Origin of the sequence: Paraburkholderia bengalensis (assembly GCF_037126505.1) — a bacterium.
Classification (GTDB): domain Bacteria; phylum Pseudomonadota; class Gammaproteobacteria; order Burkholderiales; family Burkholderiaceae; genus Paraburkholderia; species Paraburkholderia bengalensis.
Window position 1 is genome coordinate 46,849 of the sequence record NZ_JACFYJ010000043.1, and the last position, 22,696, is coordinate 69,544.

Here is a 22,696-nt window from a genome sequence, read left to right on the forward strand (position 1 = left end):
GATGACGGTGTTTTTTATCGGCGCGGGTCCTGGCGATCCCGAACTGATCACGGTGAAAGGGCAGCGACTCGTGCGTACGTGCCCCGTGATCCTGTATGCGGGGTCGCTCGTGCCCGAAGCCGTGCTGAGCGGGAATGTCGCGGAGAACGTGGTTAACACGGCCGAACTCGATCTCGATGCGATCGTCGCGCTGCTGGTGCAAGCGCACGCGAAAGGGCAGGACGTCGCGCGCGTGCATTCCGGTGATCCGTCTTTGTATGGCGCGATCGGCGAACAGATCCGGCGCTTGCGCGCGCTCGGCATTCCGTACGAGATCGTGCCAGGCGTGACGGCAACGGCCGCGTGCGCGGCGGCGCTCGGCGTCGAGCTGACGCTGCCCGACGTATCGCAGACGCTGATTCTCACGCGCTATGCGCGCAAGACGTCGATGCCCGAAGGCGAGCAACTGGCGGATCTGGCGCGGCATCGCGCGACGATGGCAATTCATCTGGGCGTGCGGCATCTCGCGCGAATCGTGGATGAGCTGACGCCGCATTACGGCAGCGATTGTCCCGTCGCTGTGATCTACCGAGCAAGCTGGCCGGATGAAGAGAAGGTGACGGGCACGCTGGCGGATATCGTCGCGAAGGTAGCGGCGACGGATATCGAGCGCACGGCGTTGATTCTTGTCGGACGGGTGCTCGATGCCGAGCATTTTGCTGACTCGACGTTGTATGCGAAGGAACGCGACTGAAAGCAGGGGGCAACGGGCGAGGTGAGCCGTTGCCGCAGGAAGCATGGTGCGCGGAGGTCGCGGATAACGCTCAAGCGGCCAGCGACGCGCGCACCCATCAAACAACCACAACGCGCCGCCGGCATAGGAAGAACATCAATGCGTATGCACGCGCGACTCTTCGGCCTGCGCATGCGGCTGCGTGACCGCACTCACGATAACGAACACGATCACATTCACTGCCAGCGCGAGAAAGCCGATATTGATGTCCTTCGCGGCATCCGGCAGGAACGGCATCAGTTGCGCGACGCTGATATGCATCAGCGTCGTCACGGCGACGACGGCAACGCCCGCCAGAATCCCGCAAAACGCCCCTTGCTTCGTCGCGCGATTGCGCGGCGCGAGGCTGCAGATGACAGCGGGAAACAGCTGCGTCACGAAGCTGTAACCCATCAGCAGCAGCGCGACGATCGTCTCGCCGCCGTGCAGCGTGAAGAACACCGCGACGAGCGCGACGACGGGCACGAACACGCGCGCGAGCTTGGCCACGCTTTCATCGGACGCGTTGCGCTGCACGACACCGCGATAGATGTCGTTGGCGAGCAGCGTGGAGGCCGTCGTCAGGATCATCGAGCCGGGCACGAGCGCAGTCAGCACGCCCGCGGCGCCGATCACGCCGACGAACCACGGATCGAACGTCTGCAGCGAGACCTTGAACAGCGACAGGTCGATGTCGCCGCCCTTGAGTCCGGGCACTTTCAGCACGGCCGCGAAGCCGACGAAGAACACGAACAGCAGGATCAGCTGATAGAGCGGCAGCACCATCGCGTTGCGGCGGAAGATGCGTTCGTCTCTCGCGGTGAACACGGAGCCGAACGTATGCGGCCACATGAAAAAGCCGAGCGCCGTGAGCAGCACCGTCGACTGGAACCACGTGACGCTCGAGCCTTTCTCCGGGAATGTGAGGAAGTTCGGATGCGCGGCGTCGATCGCATGGAACATCTCGCCGAGGCCGCCGTAGTAGTGAATCGGCAGATAGATGCCGAGGAACAGCACGATGCCGAGGATCAGCAGATCCTTGACGACCGAGTTCCATGCCGAGCCGCGCACGCCCGACATCGTGACGTAAATGGTCACGACGATCGCCCCGATCCAGATTGCCGCCGACGACGAAATCACGCCGTACGACGCCGTCGATACGATGATGCCAAGCCCCTTCAATTGCAGCACCAGATACGGAATCAGCGCGGCGACGTCGACGACGGCGACCAGCACGCCAAGCGAAGTGCTGTCGTACTTGCGCGCGAAGAAGTGCGGCTGCGACACGACGCGATGCGTTTTCGCGAAGCGCCACACAGGCGGCAACATCCAGTACGACAGCACGTAGGCGAGCGTGCCGTACGCGAGGATGTAGTAGACGGGCGCGCCCTTGCCGTACGCGAAGCCGCTGCCGCCGAGGAACGTGAACGTCGTATAGATTTCGCCTGCCATCAGCAGGAACACGAACGCGGTGCCGAAGCTGCGGCCGCCCACTGTCCACTGTTCGAGGCTCATGTCGTGGCCGTGACGCGCGCGCACGCCGAGATACAGCGCGAACAGCGTGACGGCGGCGATGATGACGAGTGCGCTGCTCATGAACGCACCTCCTCGCCCGTCGACGCATCGCGGTTCGTAGGGTCGAGCCGGTAGATGATGGCCATGATGAGGGCACTCAACACGACCCACATGACGATCCACGCCAGCACGAACGGCATGCCGAGCACGAGCGGTTCGACGCGGTTGACGAACGGAACGCCGAGCAGTATGCCGATGAACGGCAGCACAGCGAGCAGACGAAATGACATGGACAACCCTCCCAAGGGTGAATGAGCCGGTCTCTCAGAACGTCTTTTCGTGAAGCGATGACAGAGTACCGCGCACCGACTGTATGCCTGGCTGACCCGTTCGGTAAAGGCTGTCAAAAATAACGCCGATGGACCGAAAGCAGCGCGGCCGCCTGCTGCGCCGCATGAATAATGCCTGCTATCGTGGCGGGCGAAACGGCTTGCCATTACACTGTTCGCGCCCCGCTGCGCCCCCGTGCGCCATGGCGCGGCGCAAAAAAATCAGAACCATCAAAAGAGCGGAACCGTCGATGCTTTCCAGCCTGATTTCGGAAATTCTGTTTGGCTTCACGGGATTGATCAGCATCATCAATCCCATTGCGATCGCCTTCGTGTTTCTCGACCGCACCGATTCGTTGACGGACGCCGAGCGCGCGGCGCTCGCGAAGCGCGTGTCCATCAATGCGTTCGTCGTGCTGCTGGTCGTATTCTTTGTCGGGACGCCGATCCTGCATTTCTTCGGCATTTCGATGGAGGCGCTGCGCATCGGCGGGGGGGCTGGCGGTTGCCGTCAGCGCCTGGAACATGCTCAATGCGCCGGAGCGGCAGCCGAACGAAGCAGCCGTCAAGCCCGTCGATCCCGACAATGCAATGTCGAAGGCTTTCTTCCCGCTGACAGTGCCGCTTACGACGGGCCCCGGCACGATGGCGACAGCCATTGCGTTGAACGCGAACCGCAGTCACAAGCTGTCGGAGTTCCTGATGTCGTCGATCGCGTCCGTGACGATTTCGTTTCTCGTCTTGCTCGCGATCTGGTTCACGTACAACCATGCCGCGACCTTGGGCCGCTATCTCGGCAAGGAAGGCACGAAGGTGGCGTTGCGCGTGTCGGCGTTTTTGCTGCTGTGCATCGGCGTGCAGATCATTTTGACGGGGCTGTCGGAGTTTCTCGCGCCGATCGCGAACGGGCGGCTGAACAACTGAGCGGCGTCCGCGACGCGGATACGAATCCCGTCGAACAGTGCGAAACCGGCGCGCGCGAAGTCGTATTTCATCGAGGAGAGCGATCATGTGCCGCTGGCTGGCTTACACAGGAAACCCGATCCAGCTCGAAGCCGTACTCTTTCGAGCCAGGCATTCGCTGATCGACCAGAGCCTGCATTCGCGACTGGGCGCGACCACGACCAACGGGGACGGCTTCGGCGTCGGCTGGTACGGCGAGCCCGACGAGCTGCCGTTTCGTTATCGTTGCGCGCAGCCGGCGTGGAGCGACCGCAACCTGCGCGACGCGGCGCGCGCCGTGCGCTCGCGGGTGTTCGTCGCGCATATCCGCTCGGCCACCGACACGCCGTCGCAGGAAACCAACTGTCACCCGTTCCGGTACGGCCGCTGGCTATTCGTGCACAACGGCCTGATCCGCGACTATCCGAGACTGCGGCGCGACCTGATGCTCGGCATCAATCCCGATCTGTTCGCGTCGATCGAAGGTTCGACGGATTCCGAAGTGATGTTCTATCTTGCGCTGACTTTCGGCCTCGAAATCGAGCCCGTGCAGGCGCTGGAGCGGATGGCGTGTTTTGTCGAGGAGACCGCGGACAAGCATGGCGTCAGCGAACCGCTGAACATGACGGTGTGCGCGATGGATGGCGAACAGATCGTCGCCGCGCGCTATTCGAGCGAGCGGAACTCGCGCTCGCTCTATCACAGCACGTCGATTCGTCATTTAATGGAGCTTTATCCCGACGATCCGCGCTTCGCGGCTGTCGGCAGCGACGCCTTTCTCGTCCTGTCGGAGCCGCTGCTCGACCTCGAAGGCCTGTGGCAAGAGGTGCCGGAATCGGTCGCGATCGTCGCGAAGCGCGGCCGGATCGAAGGACGGATATTCAATCCGCGTCGCGCCTAGCGTACGTGCCGTATCTGGTCGCGATTAGGGGTAAACCCGGATGCGCGACGTGCGTCCGTCTGCCGTTGTTGCATCGAGGGAGTGCAACCATGAGCCGTCACGTGACCGCAGACATCGCGAACGGGAAGCCATCCGACGTCGCCCGCCACGAGTCCGATCTCGCCGCCGAAGTGTTCGCGTCCGAGCAGAGCGTGCTGCGGCTGCTGACGCGCAGCACGCCGCTGCCGGAACTGCTGGCGGAAGTGTGCCGGCGCGCCTGGCGCTGCTCGGCGCGGGCGCGAAGTGCTCGATCCTCGTGCTGGACACGGACGGCGTCACGGTGCGCGTGGGCGCGTCGCCGTCGCTGCCGGCGCAGTACAGCGCGGCCATCGACGGCATGCCGATCGGCCCGTGCGCCGGCTCGTGCGGCACGGCGATGTACGAGCGGCGGCTCGTCGTCGTCGACGACATCGAAAGCGATCCGCTGTGGGCCGATTTCCGCCATCTCGCGCTGCCATTCGGGCTGCGCGCGTGCTGGTCGGTGCCGTTCGAGGACGACGCGGGCCAGGTGCTCGGCGCATTCGGCGTCTATTACCGCGCGCGGCGGCGTCCAAACAGCGACGAGCAGGCGATGCTGCGCGAGATCGGCCAAAGCGTGGGTCTCGCCGTGCATCAGGATCGGATGCGCAAGCGGCTTGCGCAAAGCGAGGAGCATCACCGGCTGGTCGTCGATCACCTGAACGAAGGCATCGTCGTGCAGACGCGCGAAGGGATCGTGCTCGCCTGCAATCCGAGCGCGCGGCGCATGCTGCGCGCGACGGGCGAGGTCATCGGCCAGCACATCGACAAGGTCATCCGCACCGCGTTCTGGGAAGACGGCTCCGCCGTCGGGACCAGCGACCAGCCAACGCAGCGCGTGCTGCGCACCGGCCATCCCGTGGTCGGCATCGTGCTCCGGCTCGAACTGACGTCGGCCGAGTCGATCTGGATCACCGAGAACGTCGTGCCCATCGTCAGGCCGGGCGAGACGGAGCCGCACGCGGTGCTCGTGTCGTTCAACGATGTCAGCGCGGTGCGGGCCGCGCGCGCGCAACTGCAGCAACTGGCCACGCGCGATTCGCTCACGGGCCTCTACAATCGCGCGTTTCTCGCGGACAGGATGAGCCAGCTGCTCGCGCCGCATGCGGCGGCGGAGCATGCAGCGCCTGAGCCGGGCGCACCTGAGCGGCCGGCGCCTGAGCCGGCCGCGCCTGAGCCGGCCGCGCCTGAGCCGGCCGCGCCGAACCTCGCCGTGCTGTTCGTTGATCTCGACGGCTTCAAGAAGGTCAACGACATCGCCGGCCACGAAGCGGGCGACGCACTGCTGTGCAGCGTCGCCGCGCGGCTGTCGGCCTGCGTGCGCAGCGAGGACACGCTCGCGCGCGTCGGCGGCGACGAGTTCGTGATCGCGACGGGCCATTACGGCGATCTGTCGTTCCTGACCTCGCTTGCGCAGCGCGTGCTCGATACGATCGCGCAGCCGTTCGCCGTCGGCGGCAACGAGTATTACCTGGGCGCGTCGATCGGCATCAGCGTTTTTCCCGGCGACGGGCGCGACGCGCAGACTCTGATGCGCAACGCCGATTCCGCGATGTACGACGCGAAGCAACGCGGGCGCAACAACTTCCAGTTTTTCACCGCCGAGCTGAGCCAGCGCCTGCAGCGGCGTTTCGCCATCGAGCAGTCGTTGCGCCGCGCGCTCGCGTCGGACGAATTGAGTCTTGCCTATCAGCCCATCGTCGAAGGCGCGACGGGGCGCATCGTCGGCGCGGAGGCGCTGCTGCGCTGGTACAACAGCGAACTGGGTCAACTGTCGCCCGCGGAGTTCATACCCGTGGCCGAAGATACCGGCCTGATCGTCGAGATCGGCCGCTGGGTGATGGAAAACGCGTGCATGCAGGCCGTCGAATGGCGCCGCACGATCACGCCGGATCTGATGATCGCGGTGAACCTGTCGCCGCGTCAGATCAACGGCGAGCTGATCGAACACGTGGCGCTGAGTCTCGAACTGGCGGGGCTGGAGCCGTCGGCGCTGGAGCTGGAAATCACGGAAGGCGTGCTGATGAGCGACAGCGACAACGTGATGCCGCTGCTGTCGGCGCTCGCGCGCATGGGCGTGCGCATTTCCGTCGACGACTTCGGCACGGGCTATTCGTCGCTGTCCTACCTGAAGCGCTTTCCGCTGCACAGCCTGAAGGTCGACCGCTCGTTCGTGGCGGGGCTGCCCGAGCATCGCGATGCCGTGGCGATCACGCACGCGGTTGTTGCGATGGCGCATTCGCTCGGCATGAACGTGACGGCGGAAGGTGTCGAGACGACCGAGCAGGCCGCGTTTTTGCGTTCGATCGGCTGCGAGCGGCAGCAGGGCTATCTGTTCGGCAGGCCCGTCCTGCCGCGCGAGTTCGCGCAGGAGGCGCGACGCCTTCAGGCGGGCGTCTGATCATCGGGGCCGGGCGCGGTGACGCCGACGGGCTCGCGCGCCAAGGCGCTCATGCGAGCGGGGGGCGGCGGTGTCAACCGCTTTTCAACCGCGTCAGGCGCTTGAGCCGCCTGACGCGCCGCTTGATCCGCCGCTTGATCTGCCGCTTAAACCGCCGGCCGCAGCAGGTCGGGCCAGTATCGCCGCGCGATCCGTTCGTGATACGCGCTCAGCGTGGGCTGCTTCGCGATGAAATCGCGCACCGGACTTTCAAAAGGATGCGCGATCGTCGTGTGAATCCACGCAAAGCACGTTGCGTCGATCGTGGTGGGTTCGTCGCCGAACAGAAACGGCTGGGCGCCGAGCAGATCGACGACGGCCTGCCATCCGTCGATGCCCATCTGCGCGACTTCATCGAAGCTGTGCCGCCCCGTGCCTTGCTCCCACGCCTGGCGCAGCACCTTGCGGCGCACCAGCGGCAATACGAGCGGCGTGAGGGCGCCCATCAGCGGCCGCGCAGGCGGTGGCGCGACGAGGCGCGCGTATCCGCTCATGACCGGCTTGTAGATCGCCATGTTGCCGTCGACGGCCCAGCGGAAATACACGATCACGAAGTACAGATGAGTTTCCAGCAGCGCCTTGATCGCCGCCGATTGCGCGCGTTTCACGGCGTCGAGCCGCGCGTCGTTGAGCGCCTGCGGATGCCGGCGCTGCAGATAGTCGATGATGGCCGACGAATCGCAGACTCTCACGCCGTCGATCTCCGCAACGGGCAGCTTTTTCTTCGGCATCGCATTGAGATTGCCGATACGTCCTTCGTACGGAATGCCCGACATTCTTAGCCAGGTTTCGAGCTTGACGACGAATGGACTGATGTCCGGCGCCATCGTGCCTGCGCCATCTCCGAATTTGTAGACGATCATGGCTGGGTCCTCGTCCGCCCGTTGCGCCGCGTGTGGCGCGGTTGCGGCAACAGGCATCGTACCCGCGACCAGCCGGACGCGGCGAGGGTTAACTTTCGTGCCAGCGTCGAGCCGCGATTGTTGTTCTCAGCCAAACATAGATTCCTCGCGCATACGATTGATGCTTGACGCCGAATTCATAGAATGGTCATCAAGCGGTGCCGGTTTTCATGGTGCCAGGCCATTGAGGAATCAGACGGATTTCGGAGATTGAGATGGACATCCTCGACGTAGCGCGGCAAGCAGGTATGACGGTCGTGCTCGAAGCACGGATCGGACGGCAGGAATATCACAGCGTGCACGGCTCGCTGGCGGCGCTGCAAAGTTTCGCCGAGCGGGTGAGGGCGTCGACGATCGAAGAAGCGCAGGTCGTCGAGCAGGACTGAAAAAGCGAAGAGCCGTCGACGTGCGACGGCTCTCCAGGTGACGTGGTCTCCGGCGCCTGAACCCGGCAAATTCAGCCGGCAAAAAACTCGACGATACAGACAATCGTCGTAAACAGTCCGATGCAGCCGCCCAGTGCGACAGCTCCCTGCATGAATCCCCCGAGATTCCCCATATAGCGCTCCACGATGTTTGGATGGTGGCGCTAGTCTAATCGAAAGAAAATAGAAAGGTAAAAGAAAGTAATGGTGTTGAGCGAAGGCAGACTGTGCTTCTTACTTGTACGACGACATATCTCATCAATACACGCACTTGCTGGCCGATGCCCCGCTCATGCTTTCGGTGTCTGGCCGATCTCGTGATTCGCCATGATTTCGAGCGCGCGAACCATAGCCGAGTGATCCCACGCCTTGCCGCTGTGCGCCGCGCACGCGTTGAAGAGCGTCTGACAGGTCGACGTGGCGGGCAGCGGCACGGCGAGCGCCTGCGCTGTCGCAAGTGCGAGATTCAGATCCTTCTGATGCAGTTCGATCCGAAAGCCCGGGTCGAACGTGCGTTTGGTCATGCGCTCGCCGTGCACTTCGAGAATGCGTGACGACGCGAAGCCGCCCATCAGCGCCGTGCGGACCTTTTCCGCGTCGACGCCTGCCTTCGACGCCAGCAGCAGCGCCTCGCCGACGGCTTCGATGGTCGCGGCGACGATCACCTGGTTGGCGACCTTGCAGATCTGGCCTGCGCCGACTTCGCCGATCAACGAGACGTTCTTGCCCATCATGTCGAACAGCGGCTTGACCTGGTCGAACGTGGCTTGCGCGCCGCCCACCATGATCGTCAAAGACGCCGCCTTCGCGCCCACTTCGCCGCCCGACACGGGCGCATCGAGATAATCCGCGCCTTTCTCGCGCACGCGCGCGGCGAACTCGCGCGTGGCCATCGGCGAGATCGAGCTCATATCGACGACGATCTGCCCCGCGCGCAGCGCGTTCGCCACGCCGTTTTCGCCGAACAGCACGCGTTCGACGTCGGGCGTATCCGGGACCATGACGAAGATCACATCGGCTTTGGACGCGACGTCGGCGGGGCTGCTGCAGGCCGTGACGCCTGCTTGCGTCAACTCGTCGGGCACGCCGCTGCGCGTGAAGGCGGCGAGGTCGACGCCATGCTTGCGAAGATTCGCCGCCATCGGACGGCCCATGATGCCGAGTCCGATAAAGCCAGCCTTGAGTGTCTGAGACATGAGGTTCTCCACATTCGTTTGTCGGGTGATGTGCGCTTTCAGCTTAAACAGCACCGGGCAAAAAGCCTAAGACGAGTGGCCTCCGAGCATAGGGATTCTTATGCGCGAGTGAGTCGTCTCATTTTCGATCGAGCGAAAAAGAGAACAGTCTGATGTTCGAATGAACATGGGGCGCCAAGCATTTTCTATCCGCACAGTTGCAGGGTGAATTCGGCAAAATGACCGGCTGACACGGCTTTCCGACACTTCGGCATACGTCTTACATGGTTTTCCCTGGTATTCTGCAAGTTCGCTGGTGATACGATGACAGACGATAAATGTCGCTCGAATGTTCGAATTCGCGCATTGATCGGCGCCGACGCCGGGCAGCCTCAGACCCGGCCGTAGAAGAAGGGAGACGGACTTGAGAACAATCATTGGCCTGCGCTGGTGGATCATCGCGCTCGTGTGCCTTGGAACCATCGTCAATTACCTGTCGCGCAACGCGCTCGGTGTCATGGCGCCCGAGCTGAAGACGTTGCTGCACATGAACACGCAGCAGTACTCGTATGTGGTCGGCGCGTTTCAGATCGGCTACACGATCATGCAGCCGGTCTGCGGCCTGATCATCGACCTGATCGGGCTGCGCCTCGGTTTTGCGCTGTTCGCGTGCCTGTGGTCGGCGACGGGCATGCTGCACGGTCTCGCGAGCGGCTGGCTGTCGCTCGCCGCCTTGCGCGGGCTGATGGGGCTGTCGGAAGCCGTGGCGATTCCTGCCGGCATGAAAGTCGTGGCCGAATGGTTTCCGAATCGCGAAAAATCGGTGGCCGTCGGCTATTTCAACGCGGGCACCTCGCTCGGCTCGCTGCTCGCGCCGCCGCTGGTCGTGTTCCTGTCGCTGCGCTACGGCTGGCAGAGCGCGTTTGCCGTGACGGGCGCGCTCGGTTTCGTGTGGGCCGCGCTGTGGTATGCGTTTTATCGCGCGCCCGCCGATCACAAGCGGATCGGTGAAGCGGAGCGCGCGACCATCGTCGAAGGGCAGACGCCGCCCGCCGCGTATGCACAGGACAAGCGCCGCATCCGCGAAGTCCTCGGCACGCGGCGCTTCTGGGCAATCGCGCAGGCGCGCTTTTTCGCCGAACCCGCCTGGCAGACGTTCAGCTTCTGGATTCCTCTCTATCTCGCCACCGAACGCCACATGGACCTGAAGCAGATTGCGCTGTTCGCGTGGCTGCCGTTTCTCGCCGCGGACCTCGGCGGTCTGTTTGGCGGCTACCTGTCGCCGTTCCTGATGAAACGCCTGCGCGTGCCGCTGATCTGGTCGCGCATCGCGGGTGTCGTGCTCGGCGCGTTCATGATGATCGGCCCGGCGTGTATCGGCCTGGTTGCCTCGCCGTATCAGGCTATCGCGTTGTTCTGCGTGGGCGGCTTCGCGCACCAGATGATCTCGGCGCTCGTCAACACGCTCGCCGCCGATGTCTTCGAACCCGGCGAAGTCGGCACGGCGGCGGGTTTTGCGGGCATGGCGGCGTGGATCGGCGGGCTGGGTTTTTCGCTGATGGTCGGCGCGCTCGCCGACAAGATCGGCTACGCGCCGCTGTTCGGCGCGCTCGGCGCGTTCGACCTGATCGGCGCGGTGCTGCTCGTGATCCTGATGCGCGGCGTGTCGCGCGACGCCCGTCTGCAACGCGTCGAAAACGGCGCGGGCAGCCCGGCCTGAACTGACTCACCTGGAACACATCATGGCTACGTTGAAAAATCGACCGCGCTTTGCCCTCTCGCACGCGGTGGCGCAAAGCGGCAACCCCATCGTCCTGTCCGCCGCCGACGGCGCGCGCATCGAGCTATTCGTGCTCGCGCAAGACATCATCCGCGTTCTGGTGCTGCCCACGGGCGAATTGCGCGGTCCGCGCAGCTGGTCGATTGCGCCCGGCGTCGAAGACGTGCCGCTCGAAGGCCGCGACCGCCGCGACGTCAGCGGCTTTGCGCCAGTGGCGTTCAGCGCGACGGGCGATGCCGACAAGCTCGTCGTCGAAACCGCGCAAGTGCGTTTGACGGTGGCGCTGGATGGCGGCTTCTGCGCGTGGGACATCGCGCGCGACGGCGGCTGGCAGCACGTGATGAACGATCGCAAGACGCAGGCATACAACTTCGGCTGGTGGGACGAGCGCGTCTATCACTACATCGAGCGTCAGCGCGGCGAGATGTATGTGGGCCTCGGCGAGCGCGCGGGCGCGCTGGACCGCGCGAACCAGAGCTACGAGATGCGCAACATCGACGCGATGGGTTACAGCGCGCGCACCACGGACCCGCTTTACAAGCACATCCCGTTCTACGTGACGTGGCAGCCGCAGACATCGACGGGCTTCGGCCTGTTCTACGACACGCTCGCCGACTGCCGCTTCGACATGGGCCGCGAGCTCGACAACTATCACGGGCACTATCGGCATTTCGTCGCCGAGCATGGCGATCTGGACTATTACTTCATCGCGTCACCGCACACGCCGCTCAACGCGGTGCGCCGCTTCACGTGGCTGACGGGGCGGCCCGCGCTGATGCCCAAATGGGGCCTCGGCTATTCCGGCTCGACGATGAGCTACACCGATGCGCCCGACGCGCAACGCCGGATGGGCGAATTCATCGAGCGCTGCCGCGAACACGACGTGCTGTGCGATTCGTTTCATCTTTCTTCGGGCTATACGTCGATCGGCCCGAAGCGCTACGTCTTCAACTGGAATCACGAGAAGTTTCCTGACATCGAGGGCTTCGTGCAGCGCTATCTGCGCGAGGGCGTGAAGCTGTGCGCGAACATCAAGCCGTGTCTGCTGCAGGATCACCCCGCCTTCGACGAAGCCGCGAAATCCGGCCTGCTGATCGAATCGCGCGACGGCGAGCCGGCATGGGTGCAGTTCTGGGACGAAGTCGGCGCGTATCTCGACTTCACAAACCGCGCGACGATCGACTGGTGGAAAGCGCGCGTGAAGGACAGCCTGCTGCGCTACGGCATCGCGTCGACGTGGAACGACAACAACGAGTTCGAAATCTGGACGCCCGATGCGATCGCGCAAGGCTTCGGCGAGCCGTTCCCCGCGCATCAGGCGAAGGTGCTGCAGACGCAATTGATGATGCGCGCGTCGCGCGACGCGCAACGCGAACACGCGCCGAACACGCGGCCGTTTCTCGTGTCGCGCTCGGGCGGCGTCGGCATGCATCGTTATGTGCAGACGTGGTCCGGCGACAACTACACGTCGTGGGAAACGCTGCGTTACAACCTGAAAATGGGTCTCGGCCTCGCGATGTCGGGCGTGTCGAACAGCGGCCACGACATCGGCGGATTTTCAGGCCCGGCGCCCGCGTCGGAACTGCTGCTGCGCTGGGTCGGATTCGGCATTTTCCTGCCGCGTTTCAGCATCCATTCGTGGAACGACGACGGCACCGTCAACGAACCGTGGATGTACCCGGAAGCGACCAGCCAGATCGCCGGTCTGATCAAGCTGCGCTATCGGCTCATTCCTTACCTGTACGAACTGCTGTGGCAATCGCACCGCGCTTATGAGCCCGTGTTGCGCCCGATGTTCGCTGAATTCCCGAATGATCCGCGCTGCCTCGCCGATGGCGACGACATGATGCTGGGCGCGTCGCTGCTGGTGGCGCCCGTGGTCGAGCCGGGCCAACGCGAACGCGACGTGTATTTGCCGTCGGGCGCGCGCTGGACGTCGTACTGGACTGGCGAAGTCTTCGAGGGCGGCGAAATCGTTACGTTGCCCGCGCCGTTCGAACAGCCCGTCATGCTGCTGCGCGAAGGCAGCGTGATGCCGTTGAACATCGCCGGGCAGCACTTCGCACGGCCCGCCGACGAGCGGGCGTTCATCGCGCTGCCGTTCGCGGGCATCGGCACGGCGCAGGGCAGTTGCGTCGAAGACGACGGCGAAACGCAAGCGTGGCGCGACGGCGCGCAAGGGCGGTGGAACCTCACGATCGCCAGCGACGCGAACACGCTGCGCATCTCAGTGGAACGCGAAGGGCAGATGCCCTTCGAGCAGCGCGACGTGCAGCTCAGCGTGCCGGCGTCGGACACACGCACCGCGACGTGCACCACAGGCGACATCATCGGCGACGACATCGAAAACGGCTGGCGCCGTCTGACGCTGCGCCTCGCGCGTTGAACAGAACACACGACCACGGCGGCCCGCGGGCCGCCATTCCACGCAGGGGACTCACAAGCAATGAACAATCTGAAAGGCACGCGCATGCGTGCAGTGGCACTCTCATGCCTGCCGCTCGCGGGCGCGGCGCTACCGACGGGCGCGTGGGCGCAAAGCAGCGTCACGCTGTATGGCGTCGTCGATAACGCATTCACCTATGCCAGCAATCAGAAAGGACACGCGAACTTCTACATGAGCCAGGGCAACCTGCAGGCGAGCAAATTCGGCTTGCTGGGCGCCGAGGAACTCGGCGGCGGCACGAAGGCGATCTTCCGGCTCGAGAGTGGATTCAATTCGCTGACGGGTGCGCAAAGCAGCGCGGGCGTCATGTTCAACCGGCAAGCGTATGTTGGCTTCAGCAACGACACCTACGGCACGCTGACGCTCGGGCGCCAGTACACGCCGTACTTCAGCATGGTTGGCGCGCTCGGACCAACGGGCGTGTTGACGGGCGCAACGGGCGCGCACCCGGGCGACCTCGACGCGCTCGATACGACGCTGCGCTTCAACAACTCGGTCACCTATGCGTCGCCGACCATCGCGGGTCTTTCGTTTGCCGCCCAGTACGGACTTGCCGGCGTGCCGGGCAGCGTCGCGAACGGCAGTAACTTGAGCACCGCGCTTCGCTACGACTACCAGGCGTTTTCGGCCGCGGTGGGCTATGTGAAGTTGAAGAACATCACGACGAGTCAGTCGCTCGGCAGCTTCGCGATCAATTCGCCCGTCAACAACGGCTACGCGAGTGCGACCAGTGCGCAGCTGGTCGCGGCGGCCGCGCGCTATACGGTCAACAACCTGATGGTCGGCGTGAACTACTCGAACGTGCAGTACGCGCCGGGCTCGCACTCGCTGTTCGCGAGCGAGGCCGTGTTCAACACGTACGGCGCAATCGCGACTTACCGCTTCACGCCTGCTCTGATCGCCGGCATCGGCTACAGCTACACGCGCGCGGCCAAGGCGAACGGCATCGATGATCCGGCGCAGTACCACCAGATTTCGCTCGAGCAAACCTACAACCTGTCGAAGCGCACGACGCTCTACGCGCTCCAGGCGTATCAACTGGCGCGCGGCAAGTCGCTGATTGCGTCGGGTTCGGGCGTGGCGATCCACGATGCCGTCGCGGTCGTCGGCGATTCGCAGAACACAACACCTTCGTCCGGACCGTCGCAGTTCGTCGGCATGGTCGGCATCCGTCACGCCTTCTGACCGCGCGTGCCACGGCCGTGCAAAAGCGGCGCGCGCATAGCCGGGCGGCGCGGTAACGCGGCCGCCCGGTTTCATATCGAATCGTGTGCGCCCATTCCAAACACTGTCACGTGCCGATTGCACAAAAACCTGTATGAATATACAGTAGTGGCGTGCGACTGAAGAGGAACGTCTGTCATGGATATGCGTGTGCATCAACCGGCCGGTCATCCGATGCCGGAGATCGCGGCGTTTGTCGCGAACCTGAAATCGGCGTTCGGCGAGCGGGAGATCGACGAGGCGATCCGGCGCGGCAAGGCGGGCGAGCCCACGTTCTATGCGCGTGAGAACGGCGGGTCGGTCGGCACGGCGTGCTCGTCCGTGACGGGCGGGGAGAGCGGGCAATGAAAGCGGGCCATCTGTTAGCCGGGTTGCTGATCGCGCTGGCGTTGACTTCAGCGGCGCACGCCGAAAAGTACATTGAAGTCTGGAATCCACCCGAAGCACGCGGTCATTCAGCCGCGCAAAAGCCTGCGCATCCGCGCTCGCCGGCACCGGCAGCCCCGCGGCTTGCACGGAAAGTCACCGAGCCTGGGCATGCGCAGGCGGATCAGCGCACGCCGTCCGTCGCGCCGTCCGTAGCGTCGTCGAAACGGTCGGCCAATCGCAGCATTCCGCGCAAGATCGGCCCGGACGGCAACGTTTTTCGCGTTTGACGGGCGGGCGGCGATGGTGGCGGTTCAGGGCATTTGCCATGAGGTGCGCGGGTAACTTGCTACACTGCCGCAACCCATTCTTCTCCGCATCACGCAACATGAGTGTCATCGCCCGCCGTATCGCGCACCTCGACATGGACGCGTTTTACGCGTCCGTCGAACTGCTGCGCTATCCGGAACTGAGGGGCCAGCCCGTCGTGATCGGCGGAGGGCGTGACGCCGCGCCGCAAACTCTGGCCGACGGCACGCGCCGCTTTGCGCGACTGAAGAACTACGCGGGGCGCGGCGTGGTCACGACATCAACCTACGAGGCGCGCGCGTTTGGCGTGTTTTCGGCCATGGGCATGATGAAGGCCGCCCAGCTTGCGCCGGACGCGATCCTGCTGCCGACCGACTTCGACTCGTACCGTCACTACTCGCGTCTCTTCAAGGCCGAAGTGGCCAGGTTCACCACACGCATCGAAGATCGCGGCATCGACGAAATCTACATCGACCTCACCGACATACCCGGGGACCCCGCCGACATCGGCTCACGCATCAAGCAGGCCGTTCGCAGCGCAACGGGTCTCACGTGCTCCATTTGCGTCGCACCGAACAAGCTGCTCGCGAAGATCGGCTCCGAACTCGACAAGCCGGACGGCCTGACCATCCTCACGCCCGCCGACATTCCGTCGCGCATCTGGCCGCTCGCCGCGCGCAAGATCAACGGCATCGGTCCCAAGGCGAGCGAGCGCCTCGCCGCGCTCGGCATCCATACCGTCGGCGATCTGGCGCAAGCGGCGCCGGACCTGCTGCAGGCCAATTTCGGCCTCAAATACGCGACGTGGCTGACGCAGGTGGCGCAAGGCATCGACGAACGTCCCGTGGTCGTCGAGTCGGAGCCGAAATCGATGAGCCGCGAGACAACGTTCGAGCGCGATCTGCATCCGCGCCACGACCGGCCCGCGCTGTCCGAATCGTTCACACGCCTGTGCGTGCGCGTCGCGGAAGACCTGCAGCGCAAGGGCTACGTCGGGCACACAATCGGCATCAAGCTGCGCTTCGACGATTTTTCCACCGTCACGCGTGATCTGACGCTTCCCATCGCCACGTCGGATGCCGCGTCGATCCGGCGCGCCGCCACCGAATGCCTGAAACGTGTCTCGCTGACGCGCAAGCTGCGGCTGCTCGGCGTGCGCGTGAGCGGGCTATCGCTGGCGAGCGAGCAGGCGCCGCCGCTCCCTGTGCAGGCCGAACTGCCTTTTACGGCGTGAGTTCCACCCGTCCGGCAGCGATCGTGCGCGGCGCGTCCGCGCTCAGCTTCGTCGGAATCGCATGCCGCCAAGCCGTGCGACGGAAGAAGCCAGCCAACGTCTGACATGTGCGGCGATGGTGCGCCGCTGCGGTCTTAAATCGATTTGCGCGCTCGCGGCACGCTGCCCCGTCGCGACGGCTTCGACCCACGCCTCGTAGGGAAATACATGACGCTCGCCTTCGCAGAGCACGACGCAAACCCTGGGCGCATCGAGCAGCCAGTCCAGCGATGCGTCGCGGTAAGTCAGTCGAAGCGAGCCGTCGAGTACGGCGATGGCGCTGCCGCGTTTGAACCAGGCGGCGTGAATCTGGCCGGGGGCGTATCGTTGCTCGAAGACATTCATGGTGGGCTCACGCGAGAGGCAGTTCCTGGGGGCGGGCCCGCCGGCGTCGGCAGCAACGGGCTCCATGTCGACAGCGTAGAGACAGCGCCCCGAGCGCAACAGACTCACCGCTTTAGAATCTGTACCGATACAGCGATCCCATTTCTCGTGCTGTTTCCGTCCGAATTGCCGCCGTCTGTATCTGGCCAACCCCTCGTGCTGCAGGCACGATGACAACGATGAATCCGCTGAACGAACCGCCGCCCGTCGCGCTGCCCGAAACTGGCTCGCCGCTCTATGAACGCCTGGCCGACCACTATCGCCGCGTGATCGCGGCGGGGACGCTCGCGCCCGGCGACCGGATGCCGTCGGTGCGCGCGCTGATGAGCCAGCACCGCGTGAGTCTGTCGACAGCGATCCAGGTGTTCCGCAGTCTGGAGGACGCGGGCTGGCTCCAGGCGCGGCCGCGCGCCGGTTACTTCGTGCGCCGCGCGCCGGCGTCGCGGCTCGCGAACGTCGCCGAGCCCGAGATTCCGTCGCTGGCCGAGCCGGCGCGCTATGTCGGCTTGCATGAGCGCATTTCGCGGGTGATCGAGCGGGCGCAGGCGTTTCCCGACGCGCTCAATCTGGGTGGCGCAACGGCCGACGCCATGCTGTACCCCACGCAACGGCTGCAGGCGCTGGCGTCGCGCATCCTGCGCCGTCGGCCGACCTTGTTGACGGAAGTCGGCGAAGACGGTGGCGCGATCGAGTTGCGGCAGGCGGTGGCAAAGCGCGCGTTGTCATCGGGCGTGAGCGTCGCGCCCGACGATGTCCTCGTGACGAGCGGCGGCGTCGAGGCGGTGAACCTCGCGCTGCGCGCCGTCGCCCAGCCGGGCGACACCATCGCGGTCGAATCGCCCGCGTTTTTTGGGCTGCTGCAGATTCTCGAAAGCCTCGGCCTGCGTGCGCTCGAAATTCCCACCAGCCCGACCACGGGGCTGTCGCTCGAGGCCCTCGACATCGCGTCGACCGCGTGTCCGGACCTCAAGGCGCTCGTCGTCGTGCCGAATCTGCAGAATCCGCTCGGCTGCGTCATGCCCGACGCGCGCAAGGCCGAACTGGTGCAGCTGTGCGCGCGCCGCGGCGTTGCGCTGATCGAGGACGAGCCCTATCGCGAGCTGGTCGAGTCGTCCGAGCCGGCGCGGCCGCTGAAAGCATGGGACCGCGACGGCGGCGTGATCTATTGCGCGTCGCTGAACAAGGTGCTGGCGCCGGGGATGCGGCTCGGGTGGATGGCGTCGGGGCGCTGGCAGGCGCGGGTGCGGCTGCTGAAGTTCGCGCAGACGCGTCACAACGAATCGCTCGCGCAACTCGTCGCGGCCGAATTCATCGGCTCGGGCGCATACGACCGGCATCTGCACCAGTTGCGCGAGAAGCTGCGCACACAGCGCGAGGCGAGCGCCGACGCCATCGGCCGGTATTTTCCGGCCGGCACGCGGCTCAGCTTGCCGCCGGGCGGACTGCTGCTGTGGGTGGCGCTGCCCGAGGGCGCGTCGTCGGATGCGCTGTTCGAGGCCGCGTTGCCGCACGGCATTCGCCTTGCACCCGGATCGATTTTTTCGAACTCGGACCGGTTTCGCTCGTTCATCCGTCTGAGCTGTCCCGCGCCGTTCGACTACCGCATCGACACGGCGCTTCGCCAACTCGGCACGCTGGCCGCGGAACTCGGTCGATCTGCCTGATACGGCCTCGCAACGCCGCAGCCTCTCAGCCCTTCCGCCATTCAGCCTCGCGGCCAGTCAGTCATGCAGTCTCTCGGCTACTCGGCCTCTCAGCCATTCGGCGTCCCGGCCATGCAGTCTCGCAGCCAAGCCAGCCTCTCGGCGACACGCAGCTGCACGGCCACACGCGCTGCATCAGGCGCGCGAACTCGTCTGCGCGCCGATGCCGGCAGCACTGTGTCATTCGTCACCGCATTGTCACAAAGCACGTCTAATTTCGAAACGCACCCATCGAAAGCTTTCAGCAATCCACTTGCATGGACCGGCGTCGGGCGCGCGAACGTCCGCTCTGGTCGAACACAGGAGGCGGACCATGAGATTCGCAATGTTCACAGCGGCGGGGCTGATGGCCGGCGCGCTGTCCGGTTCGCTCGCGCAGGCAGCCGACATCACGGGCGCAGGCAGCACCTTTGCAGCGCCGATCTACACCAAATGGGCCGACGCGTATCAGAAGACGGGCGGCGGCCGCGTCAACTACCAGGGCATCGGCTCGTCGGGCGGCATCAAGCAGATCATCGCGAGGACAGTCGACTTCGCGGGCTCGGATGCGCCGCTCAAAGACGAGGACCTGGCGAAGGACGGCCTGTTCCAGTTTCCGACCGTCGTCGGCGGCGTGGTTCCCGTCGTCAATCTGCCGGGCGTGAAGCCGGGCGGGCTGGTGCTATCGGGCCCCGTGCTCGGCGACATCTTTCTCGGCAAGATCAAGAAGTGGAACGACACGGCGATTGCCGCGCTCAATCCGGGCATGAAGCTACCCGATACCGACATTGCCGTCGTGCGCCGCGCCGACGGATCGGGCACGAGCTTCATCTGGACGCACTATCTGTCGCAGGTCAGCCCGGACTGGAAGAGCAAGGCCGGCGAAGGCACGACCGTCAACTGGCCGACGGGCACAGGCGGCAAGGGCAACGACGGCGTCGCGGCGTTCGTGCAGCGGCTGCCGGGCGCGATCGGCTATGTCGAATGGGCGTACGCGAAGCAGAACAAGATGAACTACACGTCGCTGAAGAACTCGGCGGGCGCCGTCGTCGAGCCGAAGACAGATACGTTCAAGGCGGCCGCGGCGGGCGCCGAGTGGTCGAAGTCGTTCTATCAGATCCTGACCAACGAGCCGGGCAAGGACGCGTGGCCCGTCGTCGGCGCGACGTTCGTGCTCCTGCATTCGTCTCAGGACAAGCCGGAGCGCGGCAAGGAGACGCTCAAGTTCTTCGACTGGGCATTCAGGAACGGCACCCAGGACGCGCAGGAACTCGACTACATCCCGCTGCCGGATGCCGTCGTGTCGGCAATCCGCGCGCAATGGAAGGCGAAGGTCAAGGACGCTTCGGGCAAGCCGCTCGCCGATTGATCAGAAAAAATGCACAAAAACGGCCGGCGTGCAAAAAATGCCGGCCGTCACTGAACAGTAACGACGCCTCGCGATAATGCGAGTTCTGGCCTGAGAGCAAGCGTGAGACCGGCGGGATGCGCGGAGCCTGCCGTATGGGGGCGCGGGGGCGCCGCCCGCTATCTCCCTTGAAGCCAGATTGTTGGTATCAATGACTATTCCCATGCTGACGACACACCGAGGCTATCGCCTGCAAGCCAGTGCTGCAGTGACCGACGATGGCCTGCACACCGCTGACCTGATCATCGAAAAGCCGGGTCTGCCGCCGCGAACTTTCCACGCACTCGACTTCTTCTACGACGGCGAGCAGGCGCTCAGGTACGCGACCGCCTGGGGCCGCATCTGGGTCGACATGAAAGGTTGATCCCGCCCGCCGACCCTGTGCGCGCATTCGCCAGCCGATGCGAGCATCCGGCAAAACGCTCTTGAGCACTCGCGTCCAGGCCGCCCATTGTGTGGCAGAACGCGCGCAACGCACGGTTGCGCGTGTTTTCGCCCTGATTTCGGTGAAGTTCCTGCATGTTCGCAAAAACCCCTTTAAATTCATACGATTAGCGCGCCCGATAGGCTGTGTTTGATGCCGCACATTGCCGTCGCGCGATGCCTCGACCGTTGCACTTCTGCCCGATAAGATGGCGCATGACGCAATACGTCTACTGGCTGGCCGAATTTGCATTACGCCCGCCATTCGGCCGGGATAACAAGCGAGTCGCGCAGGACAGGCACCGTATGATGCGCGCCTCGCCGCCACGAGCCGGATACGTCGATAACAAACGCCTTACCGGGAGCGCTGCCCGGAGAGTGAGAGAGACGTGGCATGTTGAACAAGCTGATCGACATTGCGAGACATATCCGGCGCAGCGAACGCTTCAAGAATTCCATCAGCACGCCGGGCCGTATCTCGCTGCACGCGCAACAACGGTTGAACCGCGGCTATTTCGCCATTGAGATTCGCGCGCATTCGGGCTTTTTCTCCGTGATGCAGATGGTGCTGTTCATCCTGATGTATTGCGAGGAACGGCGCCTGACGCCGCTCATTTCCGCGCGCGGCGGGATTTACGGCGATGCGGAAGGCAAGGTCGACTGGTTTTCGACTTTTTTCGACACCGTCGATACGTCGCAGCGGCCGGGCGCGAGCATGCGGCTGCGCACGTCGGTCGTGCACGATCTCGGCGGACTCGGGTTTCGCCGGCGCTACGAGCCGCGGCTCGAACTGAAGCGCTCGAGCGCGCTGTTCCACGCGCACTACCAGCCCGCTGCGCCGATCCGCGCGGAAGTGGAGGCGATCCGTGCGCGGCTGGGCATCGGCGCGGCCACGCTCGGGGTGCATTTTCGCGGTACCGACAAGAAGCTCGAAGCACACACGATCGGCTGGGAAGACTTTTGCAGCCTGATCGACAGGACGCTCGCCGAGCAGCCGCAGCTGACGAACCTCTTCGTGTCGAGCGACGAACAGGCGTTCCTCGATTTCTTCGTCAAGCGCGCGTTCGCCGTGCCCGTCAGCGTCGCGCCCGCGCGCCTGCTGTCGACGGGCGACACGCCCGTGCATTTCAGCGGACATCCGGGACTCGCGATCGGGCGCGAGGCGCTCGTCGCGAGCCTGCTGCTCGCAAGCTGCGGGTATCTCGTCAAGACGCCGTCGTATCTGTCGGCGTGGTCGAAGATATTCAGTCCATCGTTGCCCGTCAGGCTGGCCGTGCCGCCATTGCAAAGCGCGTTCTGGTTTCCCGACAGCGAAATCTGGATCGAGCAGCAACGGCGTCACGAAGAGGGAGAATCGGCGGCAGCGCGGGTGCGGGACCGGAGAACCGCCTGAAAAGCAGGTGCCGCGCTGCATGAAGCGCCTTGCGGCGCAGCCCGGCGGCAAGAACCAGCGGCGAAACCCGGCGGCGAAACCCGGCGGCGCATCCGCCGAAAAAATCGGCCTGGACCAAACGGCGTTTCGAACGCAGGCGTTCGACTTGTTGGCGGACGGTGCGTGTTTTGCTCGCGTAGAATTATCAGAAAATACCAGCACGGCGATCGGGGAAGGGCGTGAAGATTCACAGCCATTACGACAATCTGAAGGTTTCGCGCGACGCGCCTCAAGAGGTGATCCGCGCGGCCTACAAGACCTTGAGTCAGAAATATCATCCTGACCGGCGGATCGATGATCCCGATGCCGAGCGGGTGATGAAAATCATTAACGCGTCCTATGCGGTCCTGAGCGACCCCGCGCAACGCAAGGAACACGACGAGTGGCTCGCGCGCAAGGAACGCGAAGCCGCCGCCGCCGCGCCGTCGCGTCCCGCTGCTTCGGCGTCGTCTTCCGCTTCTCCCGCTTCGGGCGCGCAGGCCAATGCTCAGGCGGCCGCGCAGGCGCGCCGCGAGCCGCCGCCGCGTCCGCG

General features: G+C 64.6%; 20 protein-coding genes and 1 pseudogene. 16 read left to right on the forward strand and 5 right to left on the reverse strand.

Annotated features, from left to right (window positions below):
* Window position 1: 1 nt before the first annotated feature.
* The gene (gene cobM, locus H3V53_RS23740) at window positions 2-733 is read left to right on the forward strand and encodes a precorrin-4 C(11)-methyltransferase (RefSeq protein WP_336600042.1); all 732 of its coding nucleotides are present in this window, start codon (window positions 2-4) and stop codon (window positions 731-733) included.
* Between the two features lie 135 nt (window positions 734-868).
* Here the strand turns inward: cobM and H3V53_RS23745 are convergent, their stop codons facing one another.
* Together H3V53_RS23745 and H3V53_RS23750 are read right to left on the reverse strand one after the other, a co-directional pair.
* Entirely contained in the window at window positions 869-2,347 is a 1,479-nt protein-coding gene (locus H3V53_RS23745) for a sodium:solute symporter family protein (protein WP_336600043.1), read from the reverse strand.
* Complete coding sequence (locus H3V53_RS23750; protein WP_054921028.1) at window positions 2,344-2,556, reverse strand: DUF3311 domain-containing protein; 213 nt, start codon at window positions 2,554-2,556, stop codon at window positions 2,344-2,346. The genes H3V53_RS23745 and H3V53_RS23750 overlap by 4 nt, the downstream gene beginning before the upstream one ends.
* A gap of 290 nt (window positions 2,557-2,846) precedes the next feature.
* Here H3V53_RS23750 and H3V53_RS23755 point away from each other — a divergent pair.
* From H3V53_RS23755 to H3V53_RS23765, 3 genes and pseudogenes are all read left to right on the forward strand, one after another.
* Window positions 2,847-3,519: pseudogene (locus H3V53_RS23755) on the forward strand (MarC family protein).
* Between the two features lie 85 nt (window positions 3,520-3,604).
* Window positions 3,605-4,438 (forward strand): class II glutamine amidotransferase, encoded by an 834-nt coding sequence (locus H3V53_RS23760; protein ID WP_336600044.1) that lies wholly within the window; start codon window positions 3,605-3,607, stop codon window positions 4,436-4,438.
* 244 nt (window positions 4,439-4,682) lie between these two features.
* On the forward strand, window positions 4,683-6,896 hold the full coding sequence (locus tag H3V53_RS23765) for a putative bifunctional diguanylate cyclase/phosphodiesterase (protein WP_419539562.1): 2,214 nt from the start codon (window positions 4,683-4,685) through the stop codon (window positions 6,894-6,896).
* 146 nt (window positions 6,897-7,042) lie between these two features.
* Here the strand turns inward: H3V53_RS23765 and H3V53_RS23770 are convergent, their stop codons facing one another.
* Window positions 7,043-7,798 (reverse strand): glutathione S-transferase family protein, encoded by a 756-nt coding sequence (locus tag H3V53_RS23770; RefSeq protein ID WP_336600045.1) that lies wholly within the window; start codon window positions 7,796-7,798, stop codon window positions 7,043-7,045.
* Between the two features lie 254 nt (window positions 7,799-8,052).
* Here H3V53_RS23770 and H3V53_RS23775 point away from each other — a divergent pair, with 254 nt between their 5' ends.
* Window positions 8,053-8,223, forward strand: a complete 171-nt coding sequence (locus H3V53_RS23775; protein WP_336600046.1) for a hypothetical protein — start codon at window positions 8,053-8,055, stop codon at window positions 8,221-8,223.
* A 329-nt stretch (window positions 8,224-8,552) separates the two neighbouring features.
* On the opposite strand, the gene H3V53_RS23780 is transcribed toward H3V53_RS23775, so the two are convergent.
* Window positions 8,553-9,458 (reverse strand): 2-hydroxy-3-oxopropionate reductase, encoded by a 906-nt coding sequence (locus H3V53_RS23780; protein WP_336600047.1) that lies wholly within the window; start codon window positions 9,456-9,458, stop codon window positions 8,553-8,555.
* Between the two features lie 403 nt (window positions 9,459-9,861).
* Here H3V53_RS23780 and H3V53_RS23785 point away from each other — a divergent pair, with 403 nt between their 5' ends.
* The 6 genes from H3V53_RS23785 to dinB all read left to right on the forward strand — a co-directional run bounded on the left by H3V53_RS23785 (window position 9,862) and on the right by dinB (window position 16,796).
* Window positions 9,862-11,157: an MFS transporter gene (locus tag H3V53_RS23785; RefSeq protein ID WP_336600048.1), complete on the forward strand. Its 1,296-nt coding sequence runs from the start codon at window positions 9,862-9,864 to the stop codon at window positions 11,155-11,157.
* 22 nt (window positions 11,158-11,179) lie between these two features.
* Window positions 11,180-13,603: a glycoside hydrolase family 31 protein gene (locus tag H3V53_RS23790; protein WP_336600049.1), complete on the forward strand. Its 2,424-nt coding sequence runs from the start codon at window positions 11,180-11,182 to the stop codon at window positions 13,601-13,603.
* A gap of 60 nt (window positions 13,604-13,663) precedes the next feature.
* Window positions 13,664-14,848: a porin gene (locus H3V53_RS23795; protein ID WP_336600050.1), complete on the forward strand. Its 1,185-nt coding sequence runs from the start codon at window positions 13,664-13,666 to the stop codon at window positions 14,846-14,848.
* A 177-nt stretch (window positions 14,849-15,025) separates the two neighbouring features.
* Window positions 15,026-15,235, forward strand: a complete 210-nt coding sequence (locus H3V53_RS23800) for a hypothetical protein (protein WP_336600059.1) — start codon at window positions 15,026-15,028, stop codon at window positions 15,233-15,235.
* Window positions 15,232-15,543: a hypothetical protein gene (locus H3V53_RS23805; RefSeq protein ID WP_336600051.1), complete on the forward strand. Its 312-nt coding sequence runs from the start codon at window positions 15,232-15,234 to the stop codon at window positions 15,541-15,543. Before H3V53_RS23800 ends, H3V53_RS23805 begins: the two co-directional genes overlap by 4 nt.
* A 98-nt stretch (window positions 15,544-15,641) precedes the next feature.
* Window positions 15,642-16,796 carry a DNA polymerase IV gene (gene dinB, locus H3V53_RS23810; RefSeq protein WP_336600052.1) on the forward strand — a complete coding sequence of 385 codons (1,155 nt, stop codon included), beginning with the start codon at window positions 15,642-15,644 and terminating at the stop codon, window positions 16,794-16,796.
* 42 nt (window positions 16,797-16,838) lie between these two features.
* Here the strand turns inward: dinB and H3V53_RS23815 are convergent, their stop codons facing one another.
* Entirely contained in the window at window positions 16,839-17,180 is a 342-nt protein-coding gene (locus H3V53_RS23815; RefSeq protein ID WP_336600053.1) for a hypothetical protein, read from the reverse strand.
* A gap of 218 nt (window positions 17,181-17,398) precedes the next feature.
* Here H3V53_RS23815 and H3V53_RS23820 point away from each other — a divergent pair, with 218 nt between their 5' ends.
* From H3V53_RS23820 to H3V53_RS23840, 5 genes are all read left to right on the forward strand, one after another.
* The gene (locus tag H3V53_RS23820; protein ID WP_336600054.1) at window positions 17,399-18,883 is read left to right on the forward strand and encodes an aminotransferase-like domain-containing protein; all 1,485 of its coding nucleotides are present in this window, start codon (window positions 17,399-17,401) and stop codon (window positions 18,881-18,883) included.
* 352 nt (window positions 18,884-19,235) lie between these two features.
* Window positions 19,236-20,270: a phosphate ABC transporter substrate-binding protein PstS gene (gene pstS / locus H3V53_RS23825; RefSeq protein WP_336600055.1), complete on the forward strand. Its 1,035-nt coding sequence runs from the start codon at window positions 19,236-19,238 to the stop codon at window positions 20,268-20,270.
* A gap of 202 nt (window positions 20,271-20,472) precedes the next feature.
* Window positions 20,473-20,673: a hypothetical protein gene (locus tag H3V53_RS23830; RefSeq protein WP_419539563.1), complete on the forward strand. Its 201-nt coding sequence runs from the start codon at window positions 20,473-20,475 to the stop codon at window positions 20,671-20,673.
* Window positions 20,674-21,126: 453 nt separating this feature from the next.
* Window positions 21,127-22,125 carry an O-fucosyltransferase family protein gene (locus tag H3V53_RS23835; protein WP_336600057.1) on the forward strand — a complete coding sequence of 333 codons (999 nt, stop codon included), beginning with the start codon at window positions 21,127-21,129 and terminating at the stop codon, window positions 22,123-22,125.
* Window positions 22,126-22,343: 218 nt separating this feature from the next.
* A partial coding sequence (locus H3V53_RS23840) for a DnaJ domain-containing protein (protein ID WP_336600058.1) occupies window positions 22,344-22,696 on the forward strand: 353 nt, incomplete at its 3' end.